Genomic DNA, 22,137 nt, shown 5'->3' with positions numbered 1-22,137 from the left:
CTTTTTTATGCCTGAGAAGAAATGGCAGGTAAGAGAAAGAGACAAAAAAAGAGCTAAAAGCGACTCGTCACTTGTGGCTCTTTTTTAGTTTTAGGGATTAGTTCTAAGGGACTAGCTACTAGCTATTGGCTTACGCGTTCAGTTCGTGCTGAATAACGTAATCCAAAGCACCGACTACCGCTGCAACCTGAGCGTCATTACACTCTTCGTCTGTCACTTTATCGCTGTCCGGGTAAACCTCTGTGGTTGTACCGTACTTACAGTCAGTCACACCGCCACATAAGCCAAGCTTCTTCATTGGGTAGTTAATCACACCATGTTGGGTAACTTCAGAACCAATGATCTTGCCGTCTGCATCTGCTGGCGCAATGTGCGTTACTTTTTCTACTGAAGCAATCACCGCCGCTTGGAATTCTGGCTGTGGATTTTCAGTATCGCCAACTGTGTAGAAGCCGTCTGGAATCATACCTTCAATGTACTCAATACCATCACGTGCTGCGAGTGCTGGTCGAAATTCTGTTTCGTCAGAATCTGTCGTTTCGTGTAGATCAACGTGAACCAAGACTTCTGGTAAAGAAGCGACTAACGCACGTAGGTTTGCTGATTCTTCTGCTGGCGTACCGTCATAGAAAGAGCGGTTTGGATCAACAGCATTTGGGTTCCAACGGTTAATCACTTCGTAACCCCAAGGGCTTACACAAGGTGCTACTACAATGTTGAAGTGCGCTACGTATTTCTCTGCTTGGGTCGCTGCAAATTTGATAGCGCCATGCACACCACTGGTTTCGTAACCGTGAACACCACCGGTTACCAGAATCGTCGGCTTTGACTCGTCCCAGTTTTTGCTTTTGATTGCAAAAAGCGGGAAGCGAGCTTCATCGTAGCTCAATGCACCGTATTGCTCGATATCAAAGCGGTCTGCTAATGCTTGGATTTTTGGCACGACTTCTTGCTGGTATTCACGCTTAACGGTTCTTTGAGCGAACCATGCTTGACGTTCTGCTTCTTGCCATCTTTGTCCTGGCTTACCAATTGGGTAGGAGTATTCACTTTTCATCTATACTTCTTCTTTTATGTTCGCGAAAGATGAGGACAGACTAGTCCTGTCTAGCTGATCCGGCAATAGAAAACACAACTTGTGACTCTATTTTTTACAGACTCATAACTTTGACGAGTGAATTGATGGTGTTACATTTTATCAATTGTTTAATCCCTTAAAAGAGACCATAAAATGGCTGGAGCAAGTTTATTAACGTTACTGGATGACATTGCAACCGTATTGGATGATGTCGCACTGATGTCTAAGGTCGCAGCGAAAAAAACCGCTGGTGTGTTGGGGGATGATTTAGCGCTGAATGCCCAGCAGGTATCCGGTGTTTCTGCTGAGCGAGAAATCCCAGTGGTATGGGCGGTTGCCAAAGGCTCATTTAAAAACAAGCTGATTTTGGTGCCCGCGGCATTATTGATCAGTGCCTTTATTCCTTGGCTGATCATGCCTTTGCTTTTGATTGGTGGTCTGTTTCTTTGTTTTGAGGGCGCAGAGAAAATCTTAGAGAAGCTCTTTCCTCATGCTCATCATGATGATGAAAAGGGGGAAGATACGAGTACTGGTGAATCCATAGAGGAATACGAGAAGAGAAAGGTCGCTGGCGCGATTCGTACCGACTTCATCTTATCGGCGGAAATCATCGTGATAGCACTGGGTACTGTGACGGGTACAAGTATCCTTACTCAGATTCTTGTCGTGAGTTTGATTGCGGTAGTGATGACGATTGGTGTTTATGGCTTAGTGGCAGGGATCGTTAAGTTGGACGATTTAGGCTTCTATCTGCAGCGAACATCGAGTGGAAGTACCATGAAAACTCAATTGGGTAACGGGCTAGTCGCGTTTGCGCCCAAGTTAATGAAGACGCTTGCTGTGGTCGGTACTGCAGCGATGTTCTTGGTTGGCGGTGGCATTGTGGTGCACAACGTTCCTGCGATTCATCACTTAATTGAGCCGATTATTATGGATTTTCGTGGACATACGATAGCGACAGCGGTGGTTCCAACTCTGTTGAACGGTGTTATCGGCGTCTTAGCTGGATTGATCGTCGTTGCTGTTTGGACTGTGATTGGAAAAATTCGCGGTAAGTAATCGCTCATTATTGATCTTAATAAAACCCTCTCTCCACGAGACGAAAAGGGGCACCATAATAATTATGGTGCCCCTTTTAATCTAATGGGTCGTGTTTAATTAACACCACGCTCTTATTTTGCAATATAAGCGCTTATTTACCGACTAAGCGTTTATTTTACAGACCAAGCAATCGTCTCGCCGCCACGGATTGGCACAACGATGTCTGAACCAAAAGGCATCGTTTCAGCAACGTTCCACTCTTCTTTAACAAGAGTGATGGTGTCCGTGTTACGTGGAATACCGTAGAAGTCAGGGCCGTTGTGGCTTGCAAACGCTTCTAGGTTCTCAATCTTACCTTCTAAGTCGAACACTTCTGCGTACAGTTCAACGGCAGCGTGCGCTGTGTAAGAACCCGCACAACCACATGCTGACTCTTTTGCGCCTTTTGCGTGTGGTGCAGAGTCTGTACCCAAGAAGAACTTCTTGCTGCCGCTTGTTGCCGCTTCGATAAGTGCTAACTGGTGAGTGTTGCGCTTCAGGATAGGAAGGCAGTAGAAGTGTGGCTTAATGCCGCCAACCAACATGTGGTTGCGGTTGTAAAGCAAGTGGTGAGCAGTAATGGTTGCCGCTACGTTGTCGTTCGCGTTTTTAACGAAGTTTGCAGCATCAGCAGTTGTGATGTGCTCTAGAACAATCTTCAGGTTAGGGAAGTCGTTCACAATCGGCGCTAGCACGGTGTCTAGGAATTGCTTCTCACGGTCAAAGATATCAACATCGTGAGTGGTTACTTCACCATGAACCAGTAGCAACATATCCACTTCTTGCATGGCTTCTAACACGTGGTAAATCTTTTGAGCCGAAGTTACACCTGAATCCGAGTTAGTCGTCGCGCCTGCTGGGTAAAGCTTTGCAGCGACTACTGCACCAGACTCTTTCGCTTTGCGAATTTCGTCAGGTGTTGTGTTGTCTGTCAGGTAAAGTGCCATTAGAGGCTGGAACTGCTCGCTTGGCTGCTCTGCCATGATGCGTTCACGGTAAGCAAGAGCCATTTCGGTATCGGTTACCGGTGGGATGGTATTTGGCATGATTAACGCTCGACCATTGTAGCGGCTGATATCGCGCACTGTATCTTTTAATACTTCGCCATCGCGTAGATGAACGTGCCAGTCGTCAGGACGAGTAATCGTAAGTTGTGTCATTGAAGGCTCCCACCATTTGAAGTGTTATGTAGTTGGAGCCTAAACTCGGCGAAATCTGTGAAAGCAATCGCTTACGTTTAGGCGACAGGATGATAGTGGAAAAGCACTTTCATTTCATCCTATTTTTAACTCTTCAGGGTTAGGAGCTTGTTTTTCTTCGTATTTTATTCGGTATTTAATTTTGAGGACGAGCTATCGAGTCGCCACCCAAAGCCCGTGGATCATTCCTGGCACCCAGAAGAAGAAGGTCAGGATGATGTTAATCAGCAGATCTTTACCTGCACCACGAGCGAAGAACACACCAACAGGCGGAAGCAGTACACATAAAATGATAATGACGAGTTTGTTCATGATAAATCCTTTTTATTCAATGAAAGTTCAATGCAGTAATTGTGTTCAAAGTATAGAACGTATGGAGAGTGTTACTGCATTGCTGCCTTAATGTATCAAGGTAGAAAGCTAAACATCTCAAGATAATAGCTTAGTATCAAGTGTTTAATGCTGAATATATAATTCCTTTGCATGATTTAACTAGGCATGGTGAGTCTTTCATGATGAGTTGATGCTAACTTTGTTGCTACGTATTTCGGTATGTTAAAGGCGTACTCATTGGAAGCTAATATTAGACATGAAAAAACATACTACAAATAACATATTGTTATTTCTTTTCGTTAGCGTGCTATACGGATGTGGAGCGGAAGATAATAACACAGCTAGCAATCAAGAGGTTGAAACAGCCTCACCAAATACCGAAACGTTATATCAAGCAGTTGATGCGATACGCACAGGACCTTTATCTGAAACGTTCTATTTAGACCTTTCGAACAATATAAGTTCTAATGATGGTAGCGAAGTTTCAGTTATTCATGTTGCTTCAATGAGCTCCGATAGTTTTTGCGATCCAATTTCCGCAGACGATAAAGGTTTCACTATAGATGCGAGTTCAGCGAATGTCTGTGAATATCGCTATAGAGTGGGGGCAAAGAGTAGTAAAAGCATTACGCCAATGGCTATGGCCGAGACTGAAGAGAGTGCTTCAACGTCAACCGCAACGGCTAGAGCTGCTGTCGGTGAAACCGTCACAATGCTAGCGCCGCTATCTTCTGTAACTTCAGAGGGCATCGCGATTTCCATTGATGTTTCAAATGGTGGTGCGATTGACACGGGGGTTTATACATTATCTAGCGACGTCACCATGCCTTATGGTGCTCATTCAGGTTCAAGCGCGATTACTTCCCCGTCGACCAATGAGATTACTTATACACCGGGCCCGGGCTTTTTAGGTGTCGAACGTATTTCTTACAGCTACAGTGATGGCATCAACATTCTTACGGGGGACATTGATGTCTCTGTTTCGACCAGCAGTAACAACGCGCCAACGAGCGGAAATTTCCAATATCAAGACTCAGTGACGGGTTCAACTATTGTAGGGAACGGCGCCTTAATCGCTATCGATGTATCAAGTTTTGTCTCGGACACTGATGGTGACGTGGTGACCCTGCAAGAGGTAAGCAGTTACGATTCTACTGTCTCGGTCACAAGCGACTCGACATTTGAATTCAGTTCGACCGTTTCAGGGGTGCATTATGTTACCTATGTTGTTTCAGACGGTAAAGGTGGTTATAGCTCCGCAGTCGTCAGTGTCACAGTTGAACCTCAGCCTTCATCGGTAAGAGATTGGCAAGATATAACGTACAACGATACCGCTAATGCTACTAACGTAACGATTACGGCGCCTATGTCTAAAGCGGAAGCAGACTATGTCAATCAACCATACTCAGACACGCTTATTGGGGACGGGGTAAACAGCCCTGCGTTTAGTGAAATTACCCTTCATTCGTTCGATGAGGCAATGGATGTCTGTAAAGCAATGGGGGGGCGCCTTCCGACTCAAGGGGAACTTGAACAGTCAATTCAACTCTTTCGATCCAATAATTGGCCAACAGACGATAGTTATTGGGTTGGCTCAAGAACAGAACAAGCGATAAACCTTACAGGGGCTGACCAAGGCTGGTCTATTTATATTTCACCCACAAATGTAGTGACTGTGTCTCAAGAATTGAGGGCAACCCCTAATTTGGTCACGTGCATGCTTTATGACTCTCCAGATGTGCGCCGATATTCCATCGATCAAGGCAGCTCTCAACTGATAGGTGATAAAACTCGATACCGATTCCGCATACTGACGCCTGATCTTCAACCCGCGCACTACGCCAAAAATGTTTTTGTGACTGCGGGTATCGAGAAGAACGGATACTTCAAGCAAGAGTACTACGATACTGATGAGTTTGGTTGGGTTGATGCTGACTACACGGATCTCTCTTTCGAAAACAACGTTGGTGTTGTGTCCGTCTACGATATTGTCAAAGAGCAGCTTATTAGTATTGATAGTGAGGCTGATGTCTTAAGTGTAAAAGACGCAGGTTCATGGAACAGGACAATTACAGAAGGAAGCGGCATACCTGCTGTAGATGCCAATTTCGGTTTACCCGTCACGTTTGCGGGTAAAAAACTCACGTCAGTTTACAACGTTGGGTCTTACACAGGATCGACTTTAATCGGTCGTTATTATAGCTACCAAAATGTTGGTGCCGGTAACGGAAAATACTCATTCTATCTTCAGCAAGTGGGCGATACGCCGACTAGCACCTGGGGACAGGAGATTTGGAGACCGGGTGGCCCAGCCAGCAAAAACTTTGAAGTGGTTATCGATATATATGAGAAAGAACTGAATATATTTATTGATAGTAATACGCCCAAGTATACGGTAAGCAATATTGATCTACAGGGAGATCGTTATGTTTGGTTCGAAGTGAAAAATAATCGATTTAAGCTTTATACCTCATTAGTGGCAGAAAAGCCTGAAAGTTCGCTGTTTGATTTTGAAATGGACTGGGGAATGATCGACCCTAATGCTGAATATTGGATAGGTTTTGGTGGACGTTCGTATTATGCGGCTGAAACCTATATTAATGAAGCGAGTTTCCGTGCGGAACAATAACGCTAGAAATCCAATTAAATAACCTGGTTGTTTTTCATATAAATACTTAATTTTTAGCCCTTTCAATGATAGAGGGTTAATATTGATTTAGAGCTTAATTATGCTGAATAGATGTTTATTATCAATTATCTTATTAACAATACTGTCTGGGTGTAATGGTGGCGGTGACTCTAGTATTGGAGATTCTGAAACGACTTCAGGAGCCAATAATGATCGTGTTATCTACTATGTGCAAGACAAAATGGTGGAATCTGGAATCAACCAGCAACCATTGTATATCGACCTCTCCGAAAATATGGAGGCTTCGGACGGTAGCGCTGCTGCACTAATCGACGTGACGCCGTTGTCGCAAGACACAGAGTGTGCCGTTGTATCACAGAGTAGTCATGGCTTTAGTATAACTGCAGATAGCGCAAAAGCGTGTGACTACCGTTTTTCAGTCGGTGGCGAAGAGGTAGTACAGCAATCGAGTTTGACGAATGCGACACGTTATTCGTCAACCGATGATGGATTCTCTTCGGCGACGACTCGTGCATTGGTGGGTAATACAACTGAGCAATTGATTCCAATTCACAGCCAAACTCAACTGAATACGAGTAAACTTATCGATGTTACGTATGAACTCGCTAAGGTAGGCGGAGAGCTCGATACGGCCAATTTTACATTGGACTCTGTGACGCTACCCGACCAAGGGTCAACGGGTTCTAGCGCAACTTTTGATAGTGCTAGCAATACGATTAATTACACACCAGGCAATAGTTTTGTCGGAGTCGAGCGTATCAACTATAGCTATTTGAGCAATGATTCAAGCAGCGTAGCAGGAGGAATTATAGACATCGGCGTGTCGATGGATCTTAATAGTGACCCAGTGGCGAACAAATACGAGCATCCGAGCTTAGTGAGAGTCAACACGCCGACACTCATCGATTTATCGAGTGTGATAAGTGACCCGGACGGCGACGTGCTTCAGCTCATAGATGTGTTTGGTTACAACTCGACTAATATCATTCAGCCTGGGCCTACATCTAACTTTGACTCCAATTCGTTTACGTTCGAAACAAGCCAGTTCGGAGAACACTATTTAAGCTATGTGGTGACAGACAAAAATGGTGGCTATGCATCATCAACGATCAAAGTTAACGTCGAAGCTGATATTAGTCTGCTTCAAAGCTGGGACGATATAACCATCACCGACCCGTACATCAGTGCTCCAATTACCTTCACGGCTCCGGCGTCGTTGGCCTATGCAGAATTATCTAAGGTACCTTATCACGAAGTCCTTACAGGGGATGGCATTAGCGCGCCTCTAGGTGAGCAGTACATCACCATGACATACAACGATGCATACCAACACTGCATCGATGTAGGTGGAAGGCTACCTATAGAACGTGAACTAAGAACATTGTACTCCACCGTAGGAAAGCCTTATCAATCACATGGCTGGCCAACCGAGGAAGATTTTTGGTTAGCAGACAAAGTGGCGCAAAATCAAGCGAAGACATTCAATTTATTTAACAACAACGATAACGTAGCGCAAACAGATGAACCGTTTGAAGGGCGACTAGTAACGTGTGTATTACTTGACTCTGAAGCGGTAAAAAACTTTGCAGTCAGGGATCTTGTTACTTCTGACCGTCAAGTAGATGGGAGTTACATTTTAAGTGCAAGCACTTATGGCCCAGATGGCAACCTAGCACCGTTTCAAAAGGTAAACGTAAAGGTAGATAGCGAAACTAAGGGAGACGTATCAGAAGATGTGGTTACGTCTGACACATCCGGTGATTTTGATGTTAGCTACTTTGATTACTCGATGGAAAAGAGCTTTGTCCGTAGCAGTATTCACAATGACCTTGCTTATGGAGTCGTAGAGCCAGAAAGCGGTGATCTCGATGTCGCGACACCTTCAAATTGGTCTCGATTGGCCCTTCACCACCGATCTAATACTCCAGGTGCATTACGCCCTCATACCGCAGCGGGGCTTCCGGTTATGTTTAATCAAGTCCAATGTACCAATCTTTATTCTGCCGAGGCGTATCAAGGTTCAGAGTTTATAGGGGAGTTTATTGTCGAGTCACCAACCGATACAATAGTCTCAGGGAAGTACTCTTTTTATGTGCAGCAAGTTAGAGGGGATGCTCCCCAAGCGACATGGGGCCCTAGTGATCTTCAACCTGGAGCACCAAATTCGACGAAAGTATTCTCAATTGTGATTAACGTCTATAACAAAAGAGTGCAGTTATTTGATGGTTATGGAAACAGCATCGCAGTGTATAACGCGGATTTATCGGGAGAACGCAAACTGTGGTTCGAAAGCCGCGACGGTAACTTCTCTGTATACACTCGTAATGGTCTGATTGGGGATAAACCTTCGACTTCGGTTATCACTTTGCCAATGCCATGGGGAAATATTAATGAAAATTCTTCTTACTGGATTGGGTTTGGAGGCTATAACGGGAACGGCACAGACGGTACGAATGCTGTTGTAAGTTCAGCAAGGTTTTCATCATTCATCAAAAACTAAAATTATAATGTAATAAGAGTAATCTCAAATAAAACAAGAAAGCCACTTCATTCAAATAGGTGGCTTTTTTATGCAATTTAAAAAATTAAATAGGTAACTATGAATGAAACTATCGCCATTGCTTTCGACGTAAATAAAACAATCTATTGGTATTGGTTATTATTTCACATGGTTAATTATCCACTAGGCATATCATCAAGCAAGAAATTTTAGAGTGCTAACTCAAAGTGTTGCTAGAACGTTATTATTCGCCTCGTTCCATGGCACAACGCCAATACAACAGATATTCAAATATACAAAAGGATAATATAGTGAAAAAGCTAACTTTAATTACGCTTCTGTCTGCAATTACTGCTGTTCCAGCTTTTGCTGCGCCTGGTGATACTTCGACTGGCTCGGCAGTATTTAGTGGTTTCGTCCCTGGTTTTGTTGCAAATGGTGACATTCTAGTAACAGGCGCAGGTGGTAATACCGACTCTGCATCATACCAAGGCACTTTGCAGGTTAACTCAGACGGTACATTTGAAACGACTAAGCCAGTTGTTCTAGAAGCTCACGATTACACAGGTGCGGTTCTTGGTGCTAAAGTCCCTGCAAATTGGACAGTATCTCAAGTGACTGTACTTCCAGCAGCTATGGCTGAAGTTCAACCGAACATTGTTGTAGGTGATATGAAAACGACAACTGAACTGACCAACGCCGATATTCTGGCTGCGACACAACTTTCTGCGGGTGAGGATATTCAGTTGTATGTTGCAAACCAAACCGCGCACAGCATGCCTGATGATATCACTGGTACAGAAGTTATCGTGAACGTCGATATGATCGCTACCCTGCCTTAAGAATTACATTTTTATTCATAAGGCACTTATATCAATTAAGTGCCTTATTTTTTTGAGAACATCTATCCCATGAATATAAATATAAATTGTTTCTTCTTATGCTTGTTGAATTTTTTTAGTTGTAGCAGTTCTGGTTCAGAAAGCTATTTATTCCCTGTAAGTACACAGATCAATAGAGCCAATTTATATGATTACTCAATCAATGTTAGGTTATCCAAAGAATATATTGTATTGCAATATGATGATGAGTCTAAATCATTCTATGATGGGTTTTTCTTATCCTATGTTACGACAACTATTCCAACTAACTCTGGTGACTCATTTGAATACAGTTACAACGTTTCAGATTTTAGCTCATCTTGTGAAACCAACGAAAATGGAACTGTCATTATAAATGATTTTATCGATCTTTATATCGACCATGTCCATTACCCTGATGTTAATAATTTACCCAATTTTTTATTTGATACTGAAGATATCACTGGATTTGAGAGGGCAAGCAACGAGTTTTCTCTAGTCACAAACCAAGAAATACCGAGTGATGAGCCATTGAGTTGTAATGGCAACATTACATTTAATGTGGAGTTACAATTATGATGTTTTTTAGAATTTGGTTAGGTCTAAACAGCCTAATTATATTCGTGTCTGTTGTAATGTATAGTGCAAAGGCAAGTGCGAATATTCCTGACGGTTTTGAAGACTTATTTGAGGAACAGCAATTAACATTAAAACTGGTGTTGTCAGCAGATAAAAATAAATCATTTAACTTAATAGCCTTGGTTGCCGGTGATGAGATAAGAATTCAAACATCTCAACAAGCACAAGTAGTAGAAAAACTTCAGGTGATATTCGGAATTGATGAAGCCGTTAGCCACGCCATCGCTGAATCTTTAGTGACGGGCGTTCAATCTAGTAAGGAGTGTGTTGGTTATAGAAGTGAATGTGGTTTGCTTCCCGAGCTCTACGATTTTGTTTACGTGCCAGATAGTCACTCATTGATTGCTCATGTTAACTCTTTATATCTAGAAGAGCAGCGAGAAGAGTTAGAGCTGGAGTTTGTGAGAACAGAAACTGACCATAATTCAGTGATCATGTCACATGGCCTTAACCTATCAGGCTCTTACAGTGATACAACGGATCATACATCAGCATACTCTTATCAACATGAAAACTATATAGGCTTTGGTAAGTATGGCTATATACACAATGACCTGAACTATAGCGATGTCAACGGATTCAGTTCGGATGATTCGTCCTACAATTATGCTCAAGGCAATACTCGCTTTTCTGTAGGCTACAAATATCAAGAACGTGCTTGGAATAGTACTCAGTTTTTAGAGAATAACAGCAAAACTTCTGGTTATATGCTGTCGGTTGGTTCAACGAGAGAGCTTGTTAAAAAATCAACAGCCAACTCAAGGCGCGTCTACCTAAATGTCCCTCGAGCCGGGCGATTAGAAATCAATGATGATCGGGGGCGTGTATTGCTGAGCCGTAATGTCAATGCTGGTCAAGACTACTTCGACTACAATGAGTTACCTGTTGGGACGTACACCGCAACAATTAGAATATTTGATGGCAGTGAGGAGTTTTATAACGAAGATAGATTGATTGTAAATACAGCATCGTCTGCGCTAGCTTCTGGTCAAGTTGATTATCATATTACTGCAGGTTTTTTATCAAGAGAATTAACTAATACAGGTTTAGATGAGAGCTTTGATAGTAATTCGATTAGTTTTGCCTATGATAATTACGAAAGCCCCGTTTTTACTAACGGAAAGTTGAGCTATCAGGTTACGGACTTTCTCGCAGTGGGTGGGGGAATGTTTGTTACTTCGACCGACAACTATAATTATGTTGGTGGCAATTTATTATTAGGTGAAGTATCTAGGTTATCTGCGGTAACCGGGTTATTTGATGATGGTTCTAGCTTTTATAATGTGGATTTTGGGCTATATGATTTGAGTTTGTCATATACAAACTTTGAGAGCGAAGGCGGTAATCTTTCTGATGTGAGTTTATCTCGCTTGCTATTTGGAAACTCAAGCTACATGTCACTATCGATGAACTATAGCAGATATCTATCGAGAAATGTTTCTTCGTATATATCGGGTATATTGACTCGAAATCAACATAAAGACTTAACTAATGGGTACACCAACGATTCTGAGAGTTGGTCAGCAAGAAGTGGTGTTCAGATTTCGTCATTACCACTTGACTCTAAGTTGAGCCTAGAGTTATCAGCGAGTGAATCTAGTGATATTAATTATGGTGTTATGGCTTCGGTGACGATTCCCTTGGGGCTTAGCAATAACTATATGCATAGTACGCAAGCACGGTTTGATGAAAGAGGAAACTCGACGTTGTCACATAGAGATACAGTATCAAGCAGTATTGTAAATAGAGATAACCTAAACGTATCAAGTTCAGCTGGTCTTTATTATCAAGATAGCGAAGAAGACTCTAATAATGCAGACTTGTCAATTTCTGCAAATTATAAAAATAAGCATATGGATACCAACTCTTATGTCTATGTGAATTCTAATAGTAGCGCTAATATATCTGCTTACATTGGAACAAGTAACATCATTACGTCAGAGGGGATTGAATTTACGAGTGAAAAGTCGTCGAGTTACTTTATTGCAAACAATGATACAGGGAATTTATCCTCTGACGGTAAGTTCTTAGCGGTTGTAAATTCAGAGCGAAATGGGAAACAGGGTAATACATATGTCAGTGAAGATGCATTAAATGTTTATCCATTAAAAGAGTACAAAGAGTATGAATTTGAACTGGATACTGAAGCTTCTGACTTTTATAACAATGGAGAGTCATATATCTCAGCAACGAGTTACCCTGGAACGATTATTCGTTTAGACACATCACTTTCGGAACTCAAGTCATTTATCTCGACTTTCAGTGATATAAACGGAAGTCCAATTGATGGTGTGGAGTGTATAGGAGACGGTTGTGTATCGACAGATAGGCTTGTAGAGGGTGTTTACCAGTTTAAGGTTAAAAATAAGCTACCGTACAAGATTATATCTAAAACTAACCAGTGTGTGATCCCTGAATTATCATCAGTTAATAACTTAAACTTAGGTAACAACTTTTGCATGCCTACATTTGAAGAAAACTCTGAAGGTTATCAGATCGCGCTAGTTGATGGTATCTATTACTATTATTTAGGGCAATACAAGGACAGTAATGTTGTTTTGAATTATCAGAACAAACTTAGCGAATCAGGTGTTGAAATCATCAACAAACGTTTAGGAGAATATTCATATATCTTCGCAAAGTCGACTGATTTACTAACGACGGCAAATAAAGTATTTGTCAACGAGCTTATTAATTATGCTGTCCATATGGAACTCACACCATATGCATCTAACTAATCTAGAGAATATTATGAAACGTGTAATTTTAATTTCAATGCTATTAATTACGAGTTCCTTGAGTCACGCATTTAGCATAGACAAAATGCTATTGATCGCAGGTGATGACGGAAATGGTGTATTTACTCTGACTAGTTCCAAAGGAGAACCAGAGTATATAAAAGGTAGTGTAAGCCAAATAAAAGTTACGAGAGGTGAGTTAGAAAAACTCGAACTTACCAAAGATAACTTACCATTATGGGATCTGGCCTTACTTCCAAGTAAGTTGATCCTCAACCCGGGAGAGCGCCGCCGGGTATCAGTGAAAAATCTGTGTCAGGTTAACTGCGATAATTTAGAAAAAGATAAAGTCTATCAAGTGACTTTCATGCCTAGCGTATTAGACGACGAAAAAAATAAAAGCAGAGTCGGAATAAATTATGGATATGCACCGTATTATATTGTTCCAGCTGAGAGTGCAAATGTTCAATACAAAATTGAATATAATGGTGATGAAGTTTATGTAGAAAATAAAGGTAACACTTTTTTCTACATGCAGTTTGATAATTGTAAACCTGGAATAGTAAACAATAAATGCAAACAAACTAACACAATATTAGCAGGCCGAAAGAAAACAATTAAGTTAGCTGAAGGCCTAAAAGATGTCGATTCGTTATCCGTAAAGGTTGCTACCCATGATTACAGTTACAACAAAAAAATTACGATTAACAAGAAATAGTCTGCTATTTATTGCTTTACTGTTCAATTCAGTTGGATCCAGCTATGCCGCTGAAGTCTACGGAAACATTACGGCTAATGGGCCTGTCGTTTGGAATAACGCTGCAATGAATAGTTATTTTGGTAGTGGAGCCATATCGCCGTCTGCTTGGACGATTGCCCAGGAGCAAACGACAGCGGAATGGTACCCTGCAAGCATGGATAACCAATCTGTAAATACGGTTACCTTCGTGAATCATACGTCAGGCGAAAGCTTTACTACTAGCTTGGAAGTCTTAGGGGTTGAATACAACTTAGGCAGCTCGGCTAACTATTTTACACTGAAGGATCATGGTTCAAATGTGGGAGCGGGGGTTGCTAACGAATGCGCCAGCTCAAGCACCAGCGGTACTTCAGCCAAAGTAATACAAGAGTCTACTCTGTGTGTGTCGCGAACCGGTTATGTATCGGCAAGCCGAGTAGAACCATTCAAGTTCCTTCGACCAGCTTTCTCATTGCCCGATATTAGCAGCGACATCTTTGCAGCTCCCGTCGGTACGGGAACTTATACGGCTTCAATCAATCTTTCTCCAACGTACTTTTTTACAAGTCAAACGGGAACGATGACCTATACCAGGATCCCTGAGACACTGCTCATTACTATTGATTATCAAGCAGCGATTCTAGAATCTTTGACAGTCTTAGGTAGCGGTATTATCGATCCTCAGTATGACACTACGTCTAAAAGGATCTCTGGTACAACGAGGTATGATGTTAGTTTGTTTGGGACTTTACCTGAAGGTGTGATTATGACCTTTAGCCCTACTTCCGGTGACTATGAGTTAACCAATACGGAAAATTCATTAGAAAAAATACCCTATACCATCACTTGTGCGATCGGATGCGCTAGTGCAGATAAAGTGATTGTTCAAGACGGAGTATTAAACACCGCTTCATTCCCTGATTCAGAAGTGGTGACAGTAGATGGAGATGGGAGTAATCGAGTCGACGTAGCATACGACATTAGTTTTGATATTGATGGAAACTCTATTAGTTCAGGGAATTATCAGGGGTCGTTTAATGTAGTTTATGAGGTAAATCTGTGAGCCACTTATTTTTCACTTTCAGTTTTGTTGTATTGATCATTGGTTGTGGTTCTGTTGTTGCTGCAGAATCTGACTCACACCGTGTAGGTGTTGGAGCAAACTATGGTTATAATTTTGATGGAGATATGTATGACAACTCTCAATCGCTCCATCTGTTTTATCAATATAACAGAGTTCAATTAAACCTTGGGGCCAAGCATTATCAGTTGGACAACAAGTCTGAATACATTCCAGATCTTTCTCTATTGTATAGCGTGCATGACGGAGACTCACTGGATTTAAAGATAGGCATTGGTCTTGAAGACAAGTATCCAACGGTAGAGTACGTTGCTGAGTATGCGATTAATAACGACCTTGGTGCAACCATCGCTTTGAATCAAACATTGAACGATGATTTTGGGCAAAACCAACGAGAAGCCGTGGTGGGATTATCTTATTATTTCAATGACAGCAAGCGTAAGATTGAATCTGACCAAGTTGAACCTCGCCCTTCTTCGCTTGAAATTACAAAAGCTCCTGATTGTACATCTAACCCAGCGGATATGGACTGTGACACCGATACTATGTCTAACAGTATATCTGAAGTTGCTGTTAAGCCGACATTGCCTTATGTCGTGCAAGAGGGGGATTGGTTATATGAGCTGCGTAGAAAGTTCGGCTTTGATTTAGAAGAGATCATTGAGAATAATGATATTGAAAATCCGGACTTAATCCACCCCGGTCAGATCTTAGAATAGAACACTTGATTTGATATCTTAGTCAGCAAAGCCGCTTTGAAAAGGCGGTTTTGCTTTATACCCCATTAGAAAATAGAACTCCACATCATCAGCTCTTAACTAACTTTTTCTCATCTCCTATGTGCTGTTTAGCTCGATGCACTAAATTTTTTGAATTACTTCTTCAACCACACCGAATGTCTCTACATAATACCTTCTAATTCGGCGACGATATCTTTGTCGTTTTTATGTTTGTGCGAAAACATATTGAAGAGTTTTATTGGTGTTAGTTATTTTTGTACCCCTAATAGGCTAGAGAGTGATAACGTAGTCATGATTGCAATAGGGTGTGTATCGTTTGGTTGGGTATTGAGTTCTGGAATCTAGCTAGTCGCATTATGGCACACCGACTACCGTCCTGAGAGGAACGCGCAAAAGTTTGCTATACAACGAAATGGTAAGAAATCACATAAATAAATTTATATTCGTATTCCCTCATCAATGCATCTCCTTTCTTATCTTTATAGCTCATTATTTTCTTATTCAGCACCTTTGCGACACAGGTTTAACCATGCCTACACCGCTGCCTAATACTGCGTTCATGGTGTATTTGTATCGGGAATGAATTTTAATGTTGTCATTCAGCTGGTCAACTAGGCATTACACTTTATTTTCTTCGAAAATTAGCTAAAATCTCATATGTAACCAATTACATTAGAGGTGTTTATGAAGTCGTTTATTAATATTTCGGTCGTTTTCTGTTCGTTTTTACTTTTTGCAACCTCAGCGAATGCTTCTACTAGCACCGATGATGTTACGTTTTCAGGTAGAGTCGGAGGAGATATACGAGCAATATATTCTGACAAGAGTCTAACGAATGTGGATGGCCTGCATGATACGCAATCTGTAGGATATTTGACTCAGAGCAGTCATGTTACACTATTAAACAATGAAATAGACGATATAATTGTTCGTGAGATTGATATGTAATTTAAAGAACTTAGCATAGTGAATTTGATTTTTTGACTGTGTGCTTTACCACCTAATTACTGATTAACTTAGTATGTAGCTATACCGATAAGTTAAGTGAGCAGATGATGAAGTATATTGGTTCGATAATCTCGAATACGAATGTTAGAACTGTAGAGTTGTGTTTTGAAAGGCTGAAAAAAGCAGGAGTTCATCCATCAGAACTAACCTTCGATGGATTGGCACTCCTGTTAATGTGTGCTGAAAGAGACCGCCTAGCAGCCCTTAGAGCTGGTTGAGCATGGGTTTGAACAGGTTTGACAGCCGGTAAGTAAATTTAAGAATTCGGGTTGAGCAAGTAACTGGCTTGTTTTTATGTGCATTAAGGCTTTAGAGTAATTATGCTTACCGATTTTGATTGCACCGTTGGTTGATTTTTTCTCGTAAGAAACAACAGACAATCCCATTTTTTCAAGTACTTTTGCTGAGCTATTTATAGCAACCGTTGTGTAGTAGTCGGTAATGTTAGCGTGATTTGCTAAAAACCTGAATTCTCTGTTTAGTTGCAGTCGAAAAGGTCGCTCGTAAAGTGAATGCTGACTAGCCGCAAAATAGGCTAAATTTCGGCTTTGATTGTAAGGTACGGTTTTTCTAAAATCTATTTCATCAATCGACTTTTGAGCAAGCATTTCGACTTCGGAACTCATACCTTTGAGCGTAAATATAGCTCCTACGTTATGTCCTAACAGCTCTCCAGTTATACTATCAACATATTTATAGGCAATGAAACGTTTTTCATTACAATAGTTTAAAAAGTCAATTTTTTTCAGTCCATGCTTCATATATTCATCAGAGGTTTGCTCATGAAAAAGAAGCACAGAGTTTACAGTCTCACTATCATTGGAATTTCCAATCGGACATTCACAAACAGGATTATGTTCGATCATCGATGTTGACTGATAATTTGCTCTGGCGAGCAAGTTATTTAAACTATGATATTTCTCTTCCATCAGAGAGTCGAATTGAGCAACTCTATTTTTAGAACTGGGGTCTTGATGTTGTAAATGACTAACTTTAGATAGATAAGGCTCAAGATCGTTGGTAAATTCTCGCAAAACACGAATACTACGGCTAAGAGTTGGTTTAGTTGTTCCCCTTTCCCATCGACTAAGTGTAACTGTGTCAATGTTCGATAAATCTCCTCCGAGTAAGTTGAGCTTTGTAGCTGCTTGACTTTGTGTTAGTTCATTTGCAATTCGATATTTTTTTAAGTATTCGCCAAACACAGTAGCTTTCTCCGGTCTTTTGCATAAGGCGAATTATTATTATGTGTATAAATTTAAGGTGGTAGGCATCTTGAAGTATTGGTTATCTGGATATGCCTAATTATCTTTTATAAAGTTTTTATTATTCCACTGTGTTGTTTTTATAAGGGTTATTATTTCGGGTTGAGAAAGAAGTGTCGCAGTGTCAATTTCATATAAGCAATGTTCGAATGATCGACTGCCTAATTTAAACCCACCAGTTTCAGATTCAACATCAAATGCTATCTTATCAAATCCAAGCCGTTCCAAAAATTGCCCGCTCTCAGGAAGTGCATTAAAAAAATAATAACTTTTAACGTTTGAATAGCGAATTAGATTTATATACTGAGAAACCAACATGCATCGGAATACTTCGAAGTTAGAAGAGTAACGGTGATAATTGCAGACTGCTAAGTTAGTTGTATTTTTATAACTGACAGATTTTTTTAGGTCGATATCAACACTTTTCGAATGGGTGACTTTGTTAAAATAGTCACTTTCGAATATAAAGCTAAGTGAATGACCTATCAATTGTCCACTTTCCGTTGTAAATCTTTTGAAAATAGCTCGTTTATTTTGCTGATAATCATATAGATTAATGTCAAATAATCCTTTTGGGATATAGCTTGCAGTTTCGTAAAACGCTTTAAGGCTACATAAGATCTTGTCGTCATCTTTTAGAAGTAGCGGCATCTCAGTAATTAGAGGCAACTGTGGTCTTTTAGGAGTCTCATAATTTAATGAAGAAAGTTTTATCATTTTGTTATCGAAACGTAGTTGAGCGAACTCGTCTAAGAGTCTTGTTTCGTTTGGGTTCGGTATTAATTCATAAAAGTCACTCAGGTCAACCTGTAAACAACGCAAGATTCTTAGGCATTTTGCAAGTGTTGGCTTGGTTTTTCCTCGTTCCCAACGGCTTAGCGTTACCACGTCTACAGAGCGAAACTCTTCATCTGCAAGGTTTAACTTAACAGCAAGTTCACTCTGAGTAAGACCAAGTGAGACTCTCAATTCCTTTAAATACTCTCCAAACATCCATTATCTCTATGTGTAATTTGATTTCATTAAAGTATAGCTATTCAAGATGGATTGTGGCGTCTTTTTAGTAACATATCTAAAAGTATCTGACTACGGAGGCCAATAGATCATAGTTCTGGAAAGGAGATGTACCTGTTTTAAACGGTATTGTGTATCTGCATAGGAGTTCGTTTAACTACTTATGCAGTTTGTTCTACACGGTTAAGAAGTAGGCATGTAAAGCTACATATGATTTGTTCATGCTAAACCTCGCTAACTATTGATCTGTAGTATCGATCAATCACAAGAAGAGGTTTGTCTATGAATTCGAGTATGTTGTCTAAAAATTTGCAAGCCGAAATACTTATTGACGATGTCGATCAGGGATTGTTTTATCCTGTTTTTCAACCGATAACTAATGGTGATGGAACTGTCGGTGCTGAGGTTTTATTACGTTGGGAAAAAGGGTATGACGTTGAAGCGTCCATTCGTTGCCTCTCAGGTTGTGGGAAGATTGCATGGTTTACTCAACAATTCTTGTTAAGAGTGTCCGAAGAACTATTGTCTCAGAAGAAAATGATTGATTTTCTGACTATTAATATCTCGCCAGGTCACGTTTTAAGTTTCACTTTTCTACGTGATATTTACCCAATTTGGCAAGCGTGCAACAAGTTAGATATAACTTTATGGATTGAGCTTACTGAGAATGAACAATACCCCGTTGGCATCGACGAGAAAAGGATGATTTCTCAGTTCGGAGTATGTCGTGGTCTTGGGATTAAAATTGCGATTGACGATTATGGCAGTGGTTATAACACTGGTGAAGCACTGATTAGGTTAGTCAAACCGAATATCGTAAAAATAGATCGTTCATTGATGAGAAATCGGAGTGATAACTCGGCCTTTTGGGAGCGCCTCAGATTTTTAGCTCGAAAGTATCAAATTGAATTGTTATCTGAAGGCATTGAAACCCATGAAGATCTTCGTTTTGCAAAGTCGCAGGGCATAGCTTATTTTCAAGGGTATCATTTGGGTAAACCGGGCTCACTGAATCAGTTGTCAAAAAAACATATAGCATATTGCTCATCTCCTTAAATATAGTGCAGAGATCATTATGTTTATTGAACAGGAAGAGTACTGAGTATTGAAGTTGAATTTTGTTGGTTTTCAACATCAGAAAACATAGATGCTATTGGGGAGTCGAGGGGGCGTATTAGTTCGTCCTGCATCATCGTCGTTAGTTTCTGGGATTGTGGATTTCCTAGAACATAATGTGACTCTAACAGTTTACCTATGTCGACTGAGCATCAAGTGTTTGAAGCCTGCCCGTTTATCTATTTATAACCATTTGTTAGCATTGGGAGAAACAACAAAGCATTGGAATCGTTATGTCGCAGCTACCGTCAGATCAAAAGGCTTTAGAGCAAGTGCCTTCTCTATCTCAAATCAATGTATTTCCCGTGAAATCTGTGGGCGGGATCGCGCTCTCTTCTGCTTGGGTCGAAAAACAAGGTCTAACTTTTGACAGGCGTTTCATGCTGGCATTGGCTGACGGCTCAATGGTTACAGCGCGCAAGTACCCGAAGATGGTTAAGGTCTCTTCAAGTTTGCAGCCAGACGGTTTGATTTTTACTTATGAAGGTAAAGAGCCACTGTGTCTGAAATATGCAAACTTCAAGATGCAAGAAGCGCCTGCAACGGTGTGGAAAGACAGCTTCACGGCATACACGACATGTGATGAAGCCGATGATTGGTTCAGTGACGTGTTGGGTGTTCGTGTTGAGTTACTGTTCTGTGGCGAGCAATCAAATCGTGTCCGAGAAAAGCTTGGTCACAATGTAAGCTTCGCTGATGGCTATCCAATGTTGGTGATCAGCCAAGCCTCTCTAGATGAGCTCAATCGCCGCAGCCCTGAAGTCCATTCAATGGATCAGTTCCGCACCAATTTTGTTGTTTCAAATACAGAAGCCTTTGCCGAAGATAGCTGGAAGCGTATCCGAATTGGTGAGGTTGAATTCGAAGCGGTGAAGCCTTGTGAGCGCTGTATCCTAACGACAGTAGATGTTGAGAGCGGCGAATTCAGAGCGACAAAAGAGCCTCTTAATACCTTCTCTACATTCAGAGCGAATGAGCGTGGTGGCGTATTCTTTGGTCAAAACCTTGTGGCAAAAAACGAGGGTTTGATTAAAGCGGGTGACGTGGTTGAAGTTCTCGAAACCAAAGAGAAAGAGCATTATGAAGACACTTGGGTCGAGTCTTTGCATTTAACCTGTGTTGAACGTGAAGAGATCGCTCGCGACTTTACAACGTTTTGGCTAGAACCAGCGAAAGAGAACCACTCACTACCAAGTTACCAGCCTGGGCAGCATCTACCGATTGAGATGGTGATTGATGGCGAGAAGGTTTCTCGTCGTTATACGTTATCTTCTAGCCCATCACGCGCAGGCCGTTTGGCGATTTCTGTGAAGCGAGTGGACGATGGTCAAATCTCTAACTGGTTAAATGATCACTTCCAAGTGGGTGATACTTTGGTTGCTCAAAATCCAGATGGTGCGTTCTACTTAGAAGCGAATCCAACTCACCCGTTATTGCTTTTGTCTGCAGGCAGCGGTATTACGCCAATGCTGTCGATGCTTCGCTACCTAGCCGACCATGGTCAAATTGATGACGTGGTTTTCTATCATCAATGCAGCAGCGAAGAAGACATCCCTTATCAAGCTGAGATTGACCAGATCGCCAAAGAGCACGAAGGCTTAAGTGTGATTTATTCATTGAGCCAACCAACGAAAGAGTGGGATGGTTTGTCTGGACGTTTGAGCGTGTCTCATGTCGCTAAAATTGAAGATCTACACAAGCGCCAAGCGTTCGTGTGTGGCCCTGACGGTTTTATGGATAATGCAAAGAAACTGCTGATTCAAATGGGACTCAACCCTCAGCATTACCATCAAGAAGCGTTTGGTTTGGCTCAGTCTACCGAAGAGGCGGTGAAGCAGCTGCAGCTAAGTGTCAATGGCTACTTGTTCGAAGGTAATAACCAGTCAACCTTGCTAGAGCAAGCAGAGTCGGCGGGTGTGTCTATTGCTTCAAGTTGTCGTGCGGGTTTCTGCGGCGCTTGTAAAGTGACCCTTGAGTCTGGGCAAGTTCACCAACCGGATGTACCAGCATTGCAAGAGCATGAACGTAATATGGGTCAGATACTGGCATGTTGCAGTGTGCCTCAAACCGATATCGAAGTTGTTGATTAATGGCTAA

General features: G+C 41.3%; 16 protein-coding genes. 11 read left to right on the top strand and 5 right to left on the bottom strand.

Annotation, left to right across the window (positions count from 1 at the left end):
- Nucleotides 1-130: 130 nt before the first annotated feature.
- A complete protein-coding gene (locus tag CWO13_RS01615) occupies nucleotides 131-1,057 on the bottom strand; it encodes a M14 family metallopeptidase (RefSeq protein WP_102433063.1) in 927 nt (308 codons plus the stop codon).
- Nucleotides 1,058-1,231: 174 nt separating this feature from the next.
- Between CWO13_RS01615 and CWO13_RS01610 the strand changes: the two genes are divergently transcribed.
- Nucleotides 1,232-2,137 (top strand): DUF808 domain-containing protein, encoded by a 906-nt coding sequence (locus CWO13_RS01610; protein WP_102529959.1) that lies wholly within the window; start codon nucleotides 1,232-1,234, stop codon nucleotides 2,135-2,137.
- Between the two features lie 152 nt (nucleotides 2,138-2,289).
- On the opposite strand, the gene pyrC is transcribed toward CWO13_RS01610, so the two are convergent.
- Nucleotides 2,290-3,318: a dihydroorotase gene (gene pyrC, locus CWO13_RS01605; protein WP_050632884.1), complete on the bottom strand. Its 1,029-nt coding sequence runs from the start codon at nucleotides 3,316-3,318 to the stop codon at nucleotides 2,290-2,292.
- 192 nt (nucleotides 3,319-3,510) lie between these two features.
- The gene (locus CWO13_RS01600; protein WP_004731890.1) at nucleotides 3,511-3,669 is read right to left on the bottom strand and encodes a YqaE/Pmp3 family membrane protein; all 159 of its coding nucleotides are present in this window, start codon (nucleotides 3,667-3,669) and stop codon (nucleotides 3,511-3,513) included.
- Nucleotides 3,670-4,195: 526 nt separating this feature from the next.
- Here CWO13_RS01600 and CWO13_RS01595 point away from each other — a divergent pair.
- From CWO13_RS01595 to CWO13_RS01560, 8 genes are all read left to right on the top strand, one after another.
- Nucleotides 4,196-6,319, top strand: a complete 2,124-nt coding sequence (locus tag CWO13_RS01595; RefSeq protein ID WP_146164375.1) for an Ig-like domain-containing protein — start codon at nucleotides 4,196-4,198, stop codon at nucleotides 6,317-6,319.
- A gap of 100 nt (nucleotides 6,320-6,419) precedes the next feature.
- Nucleotides 6,420-8,840, top strand: coding sequence for an adhesion domain-containing protein (locus CWO13_RS01590; RefSeq protein ID WP_108082417.1), 2,421 nt, complete (start codon nucleotides 6,420-6,422; stop codon nucleotides 8,838-8,840).
- 311 nt (nucleotides 8,841-9,151) lie between these two features.
- The gene (locus tag CWO13_RS01585) at nucleotides 9,152-9,682 is read left to right on the top strand and encodes a hypothetical protein (RefSeq protein ID WP_108082416.1); all 531 of its coding nucleotides are present in this window, start codon (nucleotides 9,152-9,154) and stop codon (nucleotides 9,680-9,682) included.
- 69 nt (nucleotides 9,683-9,751) lie between these two features.
- Nucleotides 9,752-10,279 (top strand): hypothetical protein, encoded by a 528-nt coding sequence (locus CWO13_RS01580; RefSeq protein ID WP_108082415.1) that lies wholly within the window; start codon nucleotides 9,752-9,754, stop codon nucleotides 10,277-10,279.
- Nucleotides 10,276-13,077: a CS1-pili formation C-terminal domain-containing protein gene (locus CWO13_RS01575; protein ID WP_258186359.1), complete on the top strand. Its 2,802-nt coding sequence runs from the start codon at nucleotides 10,276-10,278 to the stop codon at nucleotides 13,075-13,077. The genes CWO13_RS01580 and CWO13_RS01575 overlap by 4 nt, the downstream gene beginning before the upstream one ends.
- Before the next feature lie 13 nt (nucleotides 13,078-13,090).
- Nucleotides 13,091-13,795 carry a hypothetical protein gene (locus CWO13_RS01570; protein ID WP_258186358.1) on the top strand — a complete coding sequence of 235 codons (705 nt, stop codon included), beginning with the start codon at nucleotides 13,091-13,093 and terminating at the stop codon, nucleotides 13,793-13,795.
- Nucleotides 13,752-14,879 (top strand): hypothetical protein, encoded by a 1,128-nt coding sequence (locus tag CWO13_RS01565; protein WP_108082413.1) that lies wholly within the window; start codon nucleotides 13,752-13,754, stop codon nucleotides 14,877-14,879. The genes CWO13_RS01570 and CWO13_RS01565 overlap by 44 nt, the downstream gene beginning before the upstream one ends.
- Nucleotides 14,876-15,616, top strand: a complete 741-nt coding sequence (locus CWO13_RS01560; RefSeq protein ID WP_108082412.1) for a LysM peptidoglycan-binding domain-containing protein — start codon at nucleotides 14,876-14,878, stop codon at nucleotides 15,614-15,616. Before CWO13_RS01565 ends, CWO13_RS01560 begins: the two co-directional genes overlap by 4 nt.
- A gap of 1,223 nt (nucleotides 15,617-16,839) precedes the next feature.
- Here the strand turns inward: CWO13_RS01560 and CWO13_RS01550 are convergent.
- Together CWO13_RS01550 and CWO13_RS01545 are read right to left on the bottom strand one after the other, a co-directional pair.
- Nucleotides 16,840-17,850 carry a helix-turn-helix domain-containing protein gene (locus CWO13_RS01550; protein ID WP_108082410.1) on the bottom strand — a complete coding sequence of 337 codons (1,011 nt, stop codon included), beginning with the start codon at nucleotides 17,848-17,850 and terminating at the stop codon, nucleotides 16,840-16,842.
- Between the two features lie 96 nt (nucleotides 17,851-17,946).
- A complete protein-coding gene (locus CWO13_RS01545) occupies nucleotides 17,947-18,903 on the bottom strand; it encodes a helix-turn-helix domain-containing protein (protein WP_108082409.1) in 957 nt (318 codons plus the stop codon).
- Nucleotides 18,904-19,218: 315 nt separating this feature from the next.
- On the opposite strand from CWO13_RS01545, the gene CWO13_RS01540 reads away from it, so the two are divergent.
- Both CWO13_RS01540 and CWO13_RS01535 read left to right on the top strand, forming a co-directional pair.
- Nucleotides 19,219-19,980 carry an EAL domain-containing protein gene (locus tag CWO13_RS01540; RefSeq protein WP_258186357.1) on the top strand — a complete coding sequence of 254 codons (762 nt, stop codon included), beginning with the start codon at nucleotides 19,219-19,221 and terminating at the stop codon, nucleotides 19,978-19,980.
- A 293-nt stretch (nucleotides 19,981-20,273) separates the two neighbouring features.
- On the top strand, nucleotides 20,274-22,130 hold the full coding sequence (locus CWO13_RS01535) for a hybrid-cluster NAD(P)-dependent oxidoreductase (RefSeq protein WP_108082407.1): 1,857 nt from the start codon (nucleotides 20,274-20,276) through the stop codon (nucleotides 22,128-22,130).
- Nucleotides 22,131-22,137 lie beyond the last annotated feature (7 nt).

Source organism: Vibrio sp. ZF 223, assembly GCF_003050585.1.
In the GTDB taxonomy this organism is placed as follows: domain Bacteria; phylum Pseudomonadota; class Gammaproteobacteria; order Enterobacterales; family Vibrionaceae; genus Vibrio; species Vibrio crassostreae.
This window is presented reverse-complemented; position numbering and strand designations above follow the sequence as displayed.